We start from the raw sequence: 12635 nt of genomic DNA, 5'->3' as shown, positions 1-12635 counted from the left end.
AACTCAACCTACCGCTCTCATGCCAGATCATAGTCTCAGCCTCCCGTTCTGGGAAGGCTTTACCGCTACCAAATTGGATGTGAAGGACGATGTCGTGTGGATTACGCTGCGGCGGGATGCGAGCGCAGCGATGGTCTGTGGCGGGTGCGGCGTGCATTGCTACCAGGTGCACGATGGCGCGACGCGCATCATCCGAGAGCTGCCGATGCAGGGTAAGCCGGTACGGCTGCGGGTGCCACTGCGTCGTCTGAAATGCAGCACATGCGGCACCAGGGTCGAGCGCGTGGCGTGGCTCGATCGCCATGCCCGGGTGACCCGCTCCCTGGCCGAGTTTGTCGGCTTGTGGTGCGAGAAGCTTCCAGTTGCCCACGTGTGCAAACTGGCGCAGCTGCACTGGGAGACGGTGCGCACTATCGAGCGTGCCAAGCTCGAACGTGAACTGGCTGCTTTGCCCGCAGCGCAGCCAACGCGGCTTGTCATGGATGAATTCGCGCTGTTCAAGGGGCATCGTTACGCCACTGTCGTGCTCGATGCGGACAGCCGGCGGGTACTGTGGGTCGGCGAGGGCCGCAGCCGCGAGGCCATCCGTCCGTTCTTCGAATGGCTCGGCCCCGACCGCTGCGCCAACATCGAAGCCGTCGCAATGGACATGAATACCGCTTTTGACCTGGAAGTACAGCAGCAATGCCCGAAGGCGCGCGTGGTCTACGATCTGTTTCACGTCATTGCCAAGTACGGCCGTGAGGTGATCGACCGGGTACGGGTCGACGAGGCAAACCGCCTGCGCGACGACCGCCCTCAGCGCAAAGTCGTCAAGCGCTCTCGTTGGCTTTTGCTGCGCAACCGGGAAAACGTCCCGCCAGCCCAGCAGGCTAATCTGGACGAGCTGCTTGCCGCCAACCAGGCCTTAATGACGGTGTACGTGATGAAGACAGCACTCAAGGAACTCTGGCAGACATCGGGCGGCTGGCGGTGGCTTCTCGCCTGGCGCAACTGGCTCAAGATGGCGCGCGACAGCGGAATCGAACCGCTCAGAAAGTTTGCAGCAAAGCTCAAGCCTTACTGGCGAGGCATCGCAGCACGGCTGCGCTGGCCGATGCATACCGGCCAGCTCGAAGGCATCAACAACCGTATCAAAGTAATGAAACGGATGGCCTACGGCTACCGGGATAGCGACTTCTTCTTCCTCAAGATCACGCCGCGTTTCCCGGAAATCCGTGATGAACCTAAAAAAAGCCCCTGACTCAGGGGCTTTTCTTGTTTCGTCCGGCTCGACTCAGACGCCGACCATCGACACCGACTTGGTGTTCAGGTAAGCCTCCATCGCTTCCGGTCCGCCTTCGGAACCATAGCCCGAATCCTTGATGCCGCCGAAGGGCATCTCGGCGCTCGGCGTGGCCGGCTGATTGATCCAGACCATGCCCACTTCCATCCGGTTCATCAGCATCTGCGCGTTCTTGATCGAGCGCGTGAAGGCATAGCCGGCCAGTCCGTACGGCAGGCGGTTGGCCTCTTGAATCGCGTCTTCCAGGCTGTCGAAACCGCGGATCGCGGCGACCGGGCCGAAAGGCTCGTCGTTGAACACGCTCGCGTCGAGCGGCACGTCCGCCAGGATCGTCGGCGCGAAGAAGTTGCCCGTCTCGCCGATGCGCTTGCCGCCGGTGGCCAGCGTCGCGCCGCGTGCCTGCGCATCCTCGATCACTTTCGACAGCGCGGTGACGCGGCGTGCATTGGCCAGCGGCCCCAGCGTCGTGCCCTCAAGCAGGCCATCGCCCAGTTTCAGGCGTTCGGCATGCTGGACGAAAGCGGCGGTGAATTCGTCCTTGATCGCGTTGTGCACCAGGAAGCGGGTCGGCGAAATGCAGACCTGGCCGGCATTGCGGAACTTGGCGCCGCCGGCGGCTTTCACTGCCAGCGCGACGTCCGCATCCTCGGCGATGATCACCGGTGCGTGGCCGCCCAGCTCCATCGTGACGCGCTTCATGTGCGCGCCGGCCAGGGCTGCCAGCTGTTTACCAACCGGGGTCGAGCCGGTGAAGGTGACCTTGCGGATGACCGGATGCGGAATCAGGTAGCTGGAGATTTCGGCCGGATCGCCGAACACCAGGCCGACCACGCCCGGCGGCAGGCCGGCGTCGACAAAACACTGCAGCAATGCGGCCGGCGAGGCCGGGGTCTCTTCGGGCGCCTTGCACAGGAAGGAGCAGCCGGTCGCCAGTGCGGCGGCGAGTTTGCGCACGATCTGGTTGATCGGGAAGTTCCACGGCGTGAAAGCGGCGACCGGACCGACCGGTTCCTTCAGCACCAGCTGCTGCGCGGCCGGATTGCGCGACGGGACGATGCGGCCATACACGCGCATGCCTTCGAAGGCGAACCAGTCGATGATGTCGGCGCCGGCCAGGATCTCGCCCTTGGCTTCGGCCAGGGGTTTACCCTGCTCTTGCGTCAGCAGGCGCGCGATGTCGCCGGCGCGCTCGCGCAGCAGCTGGGCCGCACGGCGCATGGTGGCGGCACGTTCGGCCGCGGAGACGGCGCGCCAGGTTTCAAAACCCTTCTGGGCGGCGGCCAGCGCACGGTCCAGGTCGGCGATGCTGGCGTGGGCAACGTTGCCGATCGGCTGGCCGGTGGCCGGATTCAGCACGGGGATCGTCTTGCCGCCAGTGGCGTCAAGCCATTCGTTGGCGATCAGGAGGCGGGTATCTGGGTAGCTGGACGTCGTCATGGCGGGTGGGGTCCTCTGTCAAATGAGATGAATATGATAACCGTTACGCACCCGCCGTGCTGGCAGGGGCGATCTCAGGGCAGCAAAGCGTGCTGCTTCGCCAGTTTCAGCCAGCCCGGGTATTCGGTCATCAGGAGGTCGTACAGTTCGGCGTCGGAATGTTCGTCGGGACTGGCGACGGCGAAGAAGTCGGCATTGTCGATCAGGCGGCCATCGAGTTCGTCGAGCTTTTCCAGGAAGGGGAAGTCGGAATCGGCGAAGTTGGCGAGGCGCTTGTTCTTCGATTTCTTGCCTTTGCCGATCCCCATGAACTGCCAGAAGATCGGCTCGCGGCTGGCCCAGCGCAGCTGGCGCTCGGTCAGTGGCTGGTCCGAGGTACTGCCGTCGGTGACGAACATCACGTACACCGGAACGGCCGCCTTGCAGGGCGTGCTGCGCTCGCCGCCGCCGGCGTCGGGAAAATAATGGCGGCGCACCGCCTGCATCGCCGCGCCGTAGCGGGTGTCGCCTTCGAGCGGGTGGCGCTCGATCATCTGGCCGACGTAGCGCCCGAAGTTATGCAAGTCCATCGGCTCGTCGCGGTGGACGTTGCGGCCGAACAGGAAGACGTCGATCTCGCCGTCGTCGTCGAAGCGGCAGCCCAGCGCCAGGATGCGTTCGGCGAAGGCCTGTACCTGGCCTTTCTTGTACAGCGCACTCATGGAGCCGGAGATGTCGAGCACCAGGCAGACCTTGGCGCGGTGCTTGTCCAGTCCCACCTTGGCCAGGGAGACGCCGGCCGACTTGACCAGGTTGACCAGCTGCGGCGCAGCCTGCTCGACGCGCTTTTCCAGGCTGATGGCGGGTGTGGTCGTTGCGGCAGGCGCCGGGGCGTCCGCCGCGACATCGGCGCCGAAATGCGCGACCAGGGCGGCCAGCCCGCCATTGAAACCCTGGCCGACGGCCATGAAGCGCCACTGCCCGTCCTTGCGGTACAGCTCTCCCAGCATCACGGCCTGTTCGGCGCTGAAGTCGCAACCGCCGAACTCGAAGCGCGCGAACTCGGCGTCGCGCCCAAGCAGGCGCACATGGCCCGACTCGAGCTGCGACATGCGGCCGGCGCCGTCGATGCTGGCCGTGATTACGACGCGCTCCACGCCGCCCGGCAGGCGGTTCAGGTCGAAGCTGAAGCCATCCTTGTCCGCGCCCGCCCCTGCTGCCCGCACGCCGCCGCAGGGACTGGCGCTCTGGTTGAAGAAGGTCATGTAGCGCTCGTCGAACAGCTTGCCCTGCGCATCGAGCGCGAAACAGGCAAAGTCGAGCCCCAGTCCGCGCGCGGACAAGCCGGCCTGCAGGACGCCATCCGGCGCATGTGCCGCCAGCGGCAGCCTTTCTCCTCTAGACAGTTGCTTCATGCATTCTCCAGGTGGTCAGGACAGGTCGAACGATCAGAACAGCTCCAGGTTCGGCGATACTTCCACGACCTTGCGCGATGCGGCAGGCGCCGGCCAGTCGCGCATGCCGTCCGCCGGATAATGACGCAGGAAGCTGCGCGCCACCTCAAGGTCCTTGCAGGCGAGCCAGTCGCCCACATCCTCGTGCGGCAGGATCACGAGGGAACGCTTCTCGTCGTCCGGCTTGTGCATGCGCCGCATCAGGGGGTGTTCGTCTGCGTTGATGGTGATCTGGGTGAACGAGAACTGGACAGAACCGTCCACATCCGGCCAGGCGCGCCAGAGGCCGGCGACAAAGAACAGCGATTCGTCGGCCATGCCGATCGCATGGCGCACGGCGCGGCCGGTTTCGTAACAGGGTTCGTAGAACCAGGCCATGGGCACGGCGCACAGCTGCAGGCGGCGCCAGGCGGGGGCGAAGGAGCGCCGTTCGCCAAGCGACTCGGCGCGCGCGTTCATCGTGTCGAAGGGTTTTATTTCGGGCGGAATCTGGCGCCGCGGGACCATGCCGTAACTGGCAAGGCAGGCTTGCGGCCGGCCGCCACTACCTGCGCGCACGATCGGGGCGAGGTAATCCTTCCAGGTTTCCTCCGGCCAGCGCCAATCAGCCGGAAGATCCGTGAAGGCGCCGAGGCTGCCGAATTGCCCGGGCGTGGGAGGATGGTAGTTGACGCACATGCGCGGGCCTGATCAGAAGCCTTCGAACACGCTCTCGAGGTGGCTGACGTTCGGCGCGCCGTCGAAGCAGTGCCCCACCAGGCGGCGCCACTCCTGGAAATCCTCGCTGCCGCGGAAGTGGACGTTATGGTCCTCGACCGTCGCCCAGCGCACCAGCAGGCGGTAGGCGAGCGGGTTTTCGATGCCGCGTTCCAGGCGCATGCCGGAACAGCCGCGCGCACGCCGGAACAGCGGCGTGGCCTGGCGCACCCCTGCCTCGAATTCGGCTTCCATGCCGGGCTTGATCAACAGTTCCGCACTCTCGAGCACCATCGCCGCTCCTTTTATATGGTCAGAGGTACCGCGGTCTTATTCGGCCGCGTCCAGGAAGAAAATCGCATAGGCCTTGGCCGCCGTCTCCACCGTCGGCTTTTCCACCTGCAGCTGGGCGCAGTCTTCCGCGACCAGGCTGCGCCAGTTGCGCACGCCGGCGTTGGCGAACAGCGGATTGGCCTTGGCGTTCAGGCTCATGTCGAGCGCCAGGCGGGCGTTGCGGGGGCCGGTCTTGCCGTAGCTGACGCCGCGCAGTTCGATGCCGTAGGCGGCCAGCCAGGGTTCCCACAGGCCGGAATCGGCGCCCGACACGATACGTTCGAGCATGTCGTTCAGCGACACGCCCTTCTTGACCACACCGCGCAGCAGTTCCAGCGATGGCGCAAAGCGGGCGTCGGTGCTCGCCTTGCCCGCGCCGCGGTCGCCGATCGCCTTCAGCTCTTTCGAGAAGGTGGCGTCGCGCTCGGTGTAGTCGCGCACGCGGTCGTAGAAGCCGCCGTCGATGAAGGGATTCTCGGGGCGGCCCGCAGGCGTGCCTTCTGGTTTGCCCGCTGGAGGCTGTTTTTTGGTGGTCATGGCTATTGAAACGTCGATGGTCAGGGCGAGAGTTTATCACTCTCGCCCGGTCTCAGGCTGCCAGGCGGCTCAGGAAGAACACCAGCATGACCGCGCCGAACGCCACCGTGACCAGATGTCCGTAGTTCAGGCCGGGGGTCAGCGTGCTTCTGCGGGGATCGGCCGGATCGACGAACACGTCGACTGCCTGTCCGGCCGTATACGGCCGCCCGTAGGAGACCGCCTCGTCGCGGTCGATGGTGGTGCGGCCGAAGCCCTGGCTGGCGCGCCGCCTACTGCCCTCGAACACGAACTTGTAGTCGACCCGGGCCGAGAAACGGTCGGCGCCGCCGGTCTTGAGGTGCCGTTCGATCGCCACCTCGTTCACCGTGCCGGGTACCTGGCGCCAGTGCCTGGACGCGGCCCCCCGCCGCAGGGCGCTCACGCCGACGACGATGAACACCAGTGCAAGCGCGCTACCGATGACAAGGAAGACCGTTTCCATCAGGGCTTTTCGATCAAGTTCTTACGGGCCAAGTGCGGGGCGAGATGATGCATCAGAAGCTTTCTTTTTCGAAGACGACCGGTCAGCGCATGGTCTTCGGCGGCAACCATGGGGAAACTCCCCTGGGTGTGGTCTTTTTTATAGTTGCTTTCTGAAAACTTTTTCAATATATCATGAACAACGCCATCCGATGTACAACAAGCCCGATATCTGCCAGTGACTGGGCACGCCCGCGCCAACAGGGTCAAGCGGCGCTTGATACCCCATAACAGACTCTGCTGACGATCTGGCTAAGCTGTTAGCGCCGGTCTCCCCTCTTTCATCCTCCTGCCACCCGGACCGGCGGCGCGCAGGCCAGGTCATTTTCCGATACGACAGGCAAGACATCATGGCCACCTTCTACATCGACCCCAGCGCTGCCGGTCCCGGTCCCGGTAACGGTTCGCTCGCCAATCCGTTCAAATTCTGGCTCAGCGTTACCTGGTCTCCCGGCAACACCTACCTGCAAAAGCGCGGCACCACCTATGCAGGCATGTTCCGGCTGACGGCCGGCGGCACGCGGCTGGCCCGCATCACCATCGGCGCCTGGTATCGCAGCGATGGCTCGGACGATCCATCGCGGCCCAAGCCGGTCATCCTGCTTCCCGGCAGTCCCGTCACACCACAGGCAGGCGGGTCGATTGCCGTCTTTGGCCAGGAGTGCGATTTCGTTACCTATCGCAATCTCGACATCCGCAACCCGGCCTTGCCGGAAGCGAGCGACGTCGCCATCATCTGGCTGGGCAATGGCTGCAACTTCGAGAACATCACGCTCAGCTCGAACTGCGCCGGGGTCTATGTCTTCGAAAAAAACGAGGTGACGATGACAGGCTGCACGGTGGACGCCGTGAGTTGCAGTCCCGCCTATGCGAACCACGGCATCCTCGTGGCCGGCAGTACGAACATCGACAACATCAGGATACTCGGCAACACCGTGCTGCATCGGGGCGGCGGCTCGCCCGCATCGCACGGCATCCGCTGCGAGACCTATACCAGCGCCGCCGCGTTTACCAGGCTGCTCATCCAGGGCAACCGGATCTCTCCGCCGCCTGGCGTGACCTACAACGCCAACCGCAATACGATCGGCATCTATCTCGTCAACGGCCGTGAGGCGCGTCTCGATCGCAACCGCGTCACCGGAATGCTGAGCGGCATCTTCCTCAGCAGCGGAAACGGCAACCGCGTGAGCAGCAACGAGTGCAGTACCAACATGAATTTCGGGATTCACGTCACCGGCTTTGCAAAGTCCTTCATCATTGAGGGCAACACCTGTAACACCAACGGCGGCGCCGCGAGTCCGAATTATTACGGGCGCGGCATCGAGCTGTCGTCAGCCGCCGGGCCGGGCGCGGTGTCGGACCATACGATCCGGAACAATACCTGCAGGTTCAACTACAACTACGGCGGCCCGCTGGACAACGGTTCCGAAGGCGTGGGAATCGGGCTGGACGACGGCGTCCTGCGCTGCTCCGTGTACGGGAACCGCGTCGCCAACAACGAGGGCAACGGGATCCAGCTATACGGAGGCGGCGCGCCCGGCAGCATACCGGACACGGGCGGACATACGATCGCCAGCAATATCCTGGACTCGAATTGCACGCGTGCCGTCCTGAACCGGCGCAGTGGGGGCAACGCGGCCAGTCCGTTCTACGCACACATCCAGCTCGCCTATATTTACGGAAGCCGCACCCTCATTACGACCAACATCTTCGCGGGCCCCACGCGCGGCGGCGTGCACGTCGACAGCACCTCGTCCAATGTCGTGGTGCTGAACAATATGTACTGGGGCACACCCGCGCCGGTGGCCGGGCTGCCCGCGGCCGAGGTGCTGCAGGAAGCCTAGCTCGCTGCAGCCGCCTTCGCCCGCGCCTTGTGCAGCTTCTTGTAGCTGTCGATCAGGCGGTGGTGGCGGTCGAGGCCTTCCAGCTGCATGCTGGTCGGCGTCAAGCCGAAGAAGCGCACGCTGCCGTCCACCGAGCCCAGCACGGCGTCCATGCGGGCGTCGCCATACATGCGGCGGAAATTGAACACGTAATCGTCCAGTTCCAGCTCGCCGTCGAGCAGCACGTCCAGCACCACGTTCATGGCCTGGTAGAAGAGTTTGCGCTCGACCGTATTGTCGTTGTACTGCAGGAAGGCGCCCACCAGTTCATGCGCCGCCTCGTATTCGTTCAGGGCGAGGTTGATCAGGAGGCGCAACTCGAGCACAGTCAATTGGCCCCAGTCGGTGTTGTCGTCGAATTCCACGCCAATCAGGCTGGCGATGTCGGCGTACTCGTCGAGCTCGCTGTTTTCCAGGCGCTCGAGCAGGGCTTCGAGCTGCTCGTCGTCCAGGCGATGCAGGTTCAGGATGTCTTCGCGGAACAGCAGCGACTTGTTCGTGTTATCCCAGACCAGGTCTTCGACCGGATAAATTTCCGAATAACCGGGCACGAGAATGCGGCAGGCGACGGCGCCCAGCTGGTCGTACACGGCCGTGTAGACCTCTTTGCCCATGCTTTCCAAAATGCCGAGCAGGGTCGCGGCTTCTTCGACATTCGAGTCTTTTCCCTCGGCCGAAAAATCCCACTCGACGAAATCGAAATCCGCCTTGGCGCTGAAGAAGCGCCACGACACCACGCCGCTGGAATCGATGAAGTGCTCGACGAAGTTATACGGCTCGGTGACGGCTTCGCTGGCAAAGGTCGGCTGCGGCAAATCGTTCAGGCCCTCGAAACTGCGTCCCTGCAGCAATTCCGTCAGGCTGCGTTCCAGCGCCACTTCGAAACTCGGGTGCGCGCCGAAGGAAGCAAAGACGCCGCCGGTGCGCGGATTCATCAGGGTGACGCACATGACCGGATAAGTCCCGCCCAGCGAGGCATCCTTCACCAGCACCGGGAAGCCCTGCTCTTCCAGGCCCTGGATGCCGGCCAGGATGCCGGGGTATTTCGCCAGCACTTCTTGCGGTACGTCCGGCAAGGCCATTTCGCCTTCCAGGATTTCGCGCTTGACCGCCCGCTCGAAAATCTCGGACAGGCATTGCACCTGCGCTTCGGCCAGGGTGTTCCCTGCGCTCATGCCATTGCTGGCATACAGGTTTTCGATCAGGTTGGACGGGAAATACACGGTTTCGCCGTCCGAATGGCGCACATAAGGCAGCGAAACGATGCCGCGCGCGGCGTTGCCGGAATTGGTGTCGACCAGGTGCGAGCCGCGCAGTTCACCGTCGGGATCGTAAATGCCGAGGCAGTACTCGTCGAGAATCTCGCCCGGTACCGCATCGTCGGGGCCGGGCTGGAACCAGCGCTCGTTCGGATAATGGACAAAGTCGGCGCGGGCGATGTCGTCGCCCCAGAAGGCGCCGGCATAGAAGTGGTTGTTGTTCAGGCGCTCGATATATTCGCCCAGGGCCGAAGCCAATGCGCTTTCCTTGGTCGCGCCCTTGCCATTGGTGAAACACATCGGCGAATGGGCGTCGCGGATGTGCAAGGACCACACGTTCGGCACGATATTGCGCCAGGACGCGATTTCGATCTTGATGCCGAGGGCCGCCAGCTGGGCCGACATATTCGCGATGGTCTGCTCGAGCGGCAAATCCTTGCCGACGATATAGGTGGCGGCAGTTGAATCGGGCTGCAGGGTCAGCAGCGCCTGCGCATCGGCGTCCAGGTTCGCGACTTCTTCGATGACGAATTGCGGCCCTTCCTGCACGACTTTCTTGACGGTGCAGCGCTCGATCGAACGCAGGATGCCCTGGCGGTCTTTATCGGAAATATCGGCCGGCAGCTCGACCTGAATTTTAAAAATCTGGGCGTAGCGGTTTTCCGGGTCGACGATATTATTCTGCGACAGGCGGATGTTTTCGGTCGGGATATTCCGGGTATTGCAATACAGCTTGACGAAATAGGCCGCGCACAGGGCCGACGAGGCCAGGAAATAATCGAAGGGGCCGGGCGCGGAGCCGTCGCCCTTGTAGCGGATCGGCTGGTCGGCGATGACGGTGAAGTCGTCAAACTTGGCTTCGAGCCGCAGTTTGTCGAGGAAGTTGACTTTGATTTCCATAGGAGAATTCCGGAGCGGTGCTGAAGACGAATAATCCGACATTATCCGTCGTTTCCGCCCGAGCTCCTATGCAAACCTGCGGCGTGCCGCACGGGGCTTCATTTCTGGCCGAGAACATCCCCGATGGCGGCACGGCTCAATGCCAGTTGCGCCGCGTCCTGTTGCAGCAGCCGCAGCCGGCGCTGCAGGGGCGCCCAGCCGGGCCACTCGGCGATCCAGGTGGTCTTTTCCTGCGCCGGCGCCGGCGCCGGCGCAGTCTGGGGCGCCGCGTCGAGGCTGGCCCTGACCTCGGCGAACATGCGTTCGAGTGCAGCCTCGACCTCGGCGGCCGGCAGCTTCTCCTCGTAACGCTGCAGGAGCAGGCGCAGCGCCGCCAGGTGGGCCATCAGCAGGTAGTTCTGTACGGTGAAGCGGTTCAGCTCGCTTGGCGCACGCTGCTTCGCGGCCGGCTCGTCGAGCATGCGCCCGAGCGCCGCGCTGAGCGTTGCGAGACTGTCCATGAAGCGCTTGCGGCTGACGCGAAACTGGACATCGTCGCTCGTTCGCTTCAACAGCAAATCGGCGGCGGCATCGATGTATTTACGGCTGGCGTCCAGCACCCCATCCACCAGCCGCGGCAGGTTGTGGTACTCCCAGCTCGGCAATACATAGCTGAAGAAGGTGGCGATCAGGGTGCCGAGCAGCGTGTCGAGCAGGCGCTCGGTGATGCCGCTGCCGCCCTGCGGCACCGTCAGGCCGATCAGCAAGAGCGCCTGCACGCTGGCGGCGACCGCCGTGTAGCGGTATTTGATGGACAGGAAGCTCGAGGCCGCGACGGTTGCGACGAACATGAAACCGATCAATATCGCGGGCGTGTGCACGAAATGCAGGATCACGGCGGTGATCATGCAGCCGATCAGCGTGCCGACCAGGCGGTCGGCGCGGCGCTGGCGGGTCAGGCTGAAGCTCGGCTTCAGGATCACGGCGATCGTCAGCGCGGTCCAATAGCCATGCGAGACATAGGGCAGCCAGCGGCTCGTGACGAGGCCGACGGAAATGGCCATCGCCACCCGCAACGCGAAGCGAAACACCGGGGAACTCCAGCGCAGGTTGTCCAGCAGCAGGCCGATGCTGTAGCGCTGCTGGGTGAGGAAAGGCGTCATGTCCGCTTGCGGCACCATCGGCAGCACGCCGTGGGAGACCTGGCTGGCAGCGTGCAGCCGCCCGATCATGGCGATCACGTCGCCGATCTTGTTGGCCGTGGCGCGCAGCGCGGCCTGCGCGTCAAGGTCCTTGTCCTCGCTCATGGGGAGCGCGCGCTGCAGGGCCTCGAGCGCGCGCAGATCGTCACCGTAATCGACCGTTGAGCGCGAGGGCTGGTCGCGCGTCATCGCATACGCGACCGCCTCGATGTCGCGCGCAGCCTTGCCGATCAGGTCGCCCAGCAGCGGCAAGGTGCTGCCCGCGGCAAAATGTTCGCGCAGCACGCCGTAGTCGGTGTCGGTCGACAGCACCATTTCATACAGGTCGAACATGGCGTAGTGCACCTGCACCAGGATTGCTTCGTCAGGCGTTGGTTTGCCGCGCAGGATCAGGTCGCGCGAGGCCTGCTGGCGCTCGGCCAGTACGCTCTGCTCGCGCACCAGCTTTTCCATCTGCGCAGGCAGGCTGGTGGCCAGGTCGTAGCAGCCCGCCTTGATGCTGGTGTACACGGCCAGCTCGTACAGCGCTTCGGCCAGCACCTGCTGCTTGAGACGGCGCTGCAATTTCCACACGACGACCATGGCATAGGCCATGTAGCCGGCGCCTCCCAGGAAGAACAGTACGCCATGCTCCAGCGCCTGCAGCGGCGTGCTGGGCGCCTCGCTCGCCAGCATCATCACGAACAGCGCCGCGAACTGCAGCGGCATCGCCTTCCTGCCGTAGACCACCATCATGCTGGCCAGGAAGGAGACCAGCACGATCACGCTCAGCAAGAGCCACTCGACTTGCGAACTCAGGCTGACGACCAGGGCCACGACCGAGCACAGCAGCACGCCGGCCAGCATCTCGTTGAACTTGTGGCGCAAGGGACTGGGCATGTCCATCAGGCTGGTGCACAGCGCGCCCATGGCGACGGCGACCGCGGTGGGCAGGTCGGCGAGCAGGTAGGCGATGAAGGTCAGGCCGATGATGCCGGTGGCGATGCGCAGGCCGGTGTTGAAATAATGGCTGAAGAGGAAGGTGCGGGGCGCGAGGGCATAGTGCATGGGGGTGGGTCGCTCGCTTTCCTGGATGAGTCAATGCTGAGGGAATATTGACTTAATTATAAAACAAGGTGCGCAAAGCGTGCCCATGCGGCGGCGCGTGCCGGATCAACCGGCCCCTGTCG

At 64.0% G+C, this 12635-nt stretch carries 10 protein-coding genes; 2 read left to right on the top strand and 8 right to left on the bottom strand.

Annotated elements, in window-relative coordinates; all coding sequences use genetic code 11:
- The first annotated feature begins 19 nt into the window (after positions 1-19).
- Complete coding sequence (locus NMB41_RS11145; RefSeq protein ID WP_494382825.1) at positions 20-1243, top strand: ISL3 family transposase; 1224 nt, start codon at positions 20-22, stop codon at positions 1241-1243.
- A 33-nt stretch (positions 1244-1276) separates the two neighbouring features.
- Here the strand turns inward: NMB41_RS11145 and NMB41_RS11140 are convergent, their stop codons facing one another.
- The 6 genes from NMB41_RS11140 to NMB41_RS11115 form a co-directional block, all read right to left on the bottom strand.
- The gene (locus NMB41_RS11140) at positions 1277-2722 is read right to left on the bottom strand and encodes an NAD-dependent succinate-semialdehyde dehydrogenase (RefSeq protein ID WP_494382507.1); all 1446 of its coding nucleotides are present in this window, start codon (positions 2720-2722) and stop codon (positions 1277-1279) included.
- 74 nt (positions 2723-2796) lie between these two features.
- The gene (locus NMB41_RS11135) at positions 2797-4116 is read right to left on the bottom strand and encodes a VWA domain-containing protein (protein ID WP_494382506.1); all 1320 of its coding nucleotides are present in this window, start codon (positions 4114-4116) and stop codon (positions 2797-2799) included.
- A gap of 33 nt (positions 4117-4149) precedes the next feature.
- Entirely contained in the window at positions 4150-4833 is a 684-nt protein-coding gene (locus NMB41_RS11130; protein ID WP_494382505.1) for an SOS response-associated peptidase, read from the bottom strand.
- Positions 4834-4845: 12 nt separating this feature from the next.
- Positions 4846-5145: an antibiotic biosynthesis monooxygenase family protein gene (locus NMB41_RS11125; RefSeq protein WP_494382504.1), complete on the bottom strand. Its 300-nt coding sequence runs from the start codon at positions 5143-5145 to the stop codon at positions 4846-4848.
- Between the two features lie 36 nt (positions 5146-5181).
- A complete protein-coding gene (locus NMB41_RS11120; protein WP_494382503.1) occupies positions 5182-5721 on the bottom strand; it encodes a hypothetical protein in 540 nt (179 codons plus the stop codon).
- A gap of 52 nt (positions 5722-5773) precedes the next feature.
- Positions 5774-6205, bottom strand: coding sequence for a DUF3592 domain-containing protein (locus tag NMB41_RS11115; protein ID WP_494382502.1), 432 nt, complete (start codon positions 6203-6205; stop codon positions 5774-5776).
- A 388-nt stretch (positions 6206-6593) separates the two neighbouring features.
- On the opposite strand from NMB41_RS11115, the gene NMB41_RS11110 reads away from it, so the two are divergent.
- Positions 6594-8087 carry a right-handed parallel beta-helix repeat-containing protein gene (locus NMB41_RS11110; protein ID WP_494382501.1) on the top strand — a complete coding sequence of 498 codons (1494 nt, stop codon included), beginning with the start codon at positions 6594-6596 and terminating at the stop codon, positions 8085-8087.
- Here NMB41_RS11110 and NMB41_RS11105 read toward each other — a convergent pair.
- Both NMB41_RS11105 and NMB41_RS11100 read right to left on the bottom strand, forming a co-directional pair.
- Positions 8084-10285, bottom strand: a complete 2202-nt coding sequence (locus NMB41_RS11105) for an OsmC domain/YcaO domain-containing protein (RefSeq protein WP_494382500.1) — start codon at positions 10283-10285, stop codon at positions 8084-8086. The genes NMB41_RS11110 and NMB41_RS11105 overlap by 4 nt on opposite strands.
- A 98-nt stretch (positions 10286-10383) precedes the next feature.
- Positions 10384-12513, bottom strand: coding sequence for an FUSC family protein (locus NMB41_RS11100; RefSeq protein ID WP_494382499.1), 2130 nt, complete (start codon positions 12511-12513; stop codon positions 10384-10386).
- Between the last annotated feature and the right edge of the window lie 122 nt (positions 12514-12635).

Source organism: Massilia sp. FBCC-B171 (genome assembly GCF_059134155.1).
This window is presented reverse-complemented; position numbering and strand designations above follow the sequence as displayed.

What these genes read in the sequence shown, in the direction of transcription:
- NMB41_RS11130 (WP_494382505.1), bottom strand. Translation starts at nt 4,833, where the DNA reads ATGTGCGTCAACTACCATCCTCCCACGCCCGGGCAATTCGGCAGCCTC.
- NMB41_RS11125 (WP_494382504.1), bottom strand. Translation starts at nt 5,145, where the DNA reads ATGGTGCTCGAGAGTGCGGAACTGTTGATCAAGCCCGGCATGGAAGCC.
- NMB41_RS11115 (WP_494382502.1), bottom strand. Translation starts at nt 6,205, where the DNA reads ATGGAAACGGTCTTCCTTGTCATCGGTAGCGCGCTTGCACTGGTGTTC.
- NMB41_RS11105 (WP_494382500.1), bottom strand. Translation starts at nt 10,285, where the DNA reads ATGGAAATCAAAGTCAACTTCCTCGACAAACTGCGGCTCGAAGCCAAG.
- NMB41_RS11140 (WP_494382507.1), bottom strand. Translation starts at nt 2,722, where the DNA reads ATGACGACGTCCAGCTACCCAGATACCCGCCTCCTGATCGCCAACGAA.
- NMB41_RS11135 (WP_494382506.1), bottom strand. Translation starts at nt 4,116, where the DNA reads ATGAAGCAACTGTCTAGAGGAGAAAGGCTGCCGCTGGCGGCACATGCG.
- NMB41_RS11145 (WP_494382825.1), top strand. Translation starts at nt 20, where the DNA reads ATGCCAGATCATAGTCTCAGCCTCCCGTTCTGGGAAGGCTTTACCGCT.
- NMB41_RS11120 (WP_494382503.1), bottom strand. Translation starts at nt 5,721, where the DNA reads ATGACCACCAAAAAACAGCCTCCAGCGGGCAAACCAGAAGGCACGCCT.
- NMB41_RS11100 (WP_494382499.1), bottom strand. Translation starts at nt 12,513, where the DNA reads ATGCACTATGCCCTCGCGCCCCGCACCTTCCTCTTCAGCCATTATTTC.
- NMB41_RS11110 (WP_494382501.1), top strand. Translation starts at nt 6,594, where the DNA reads ATGGCCACCTTCTACATCGACCCCAGCGCTGCCGGTCCCGGTCCCGGT.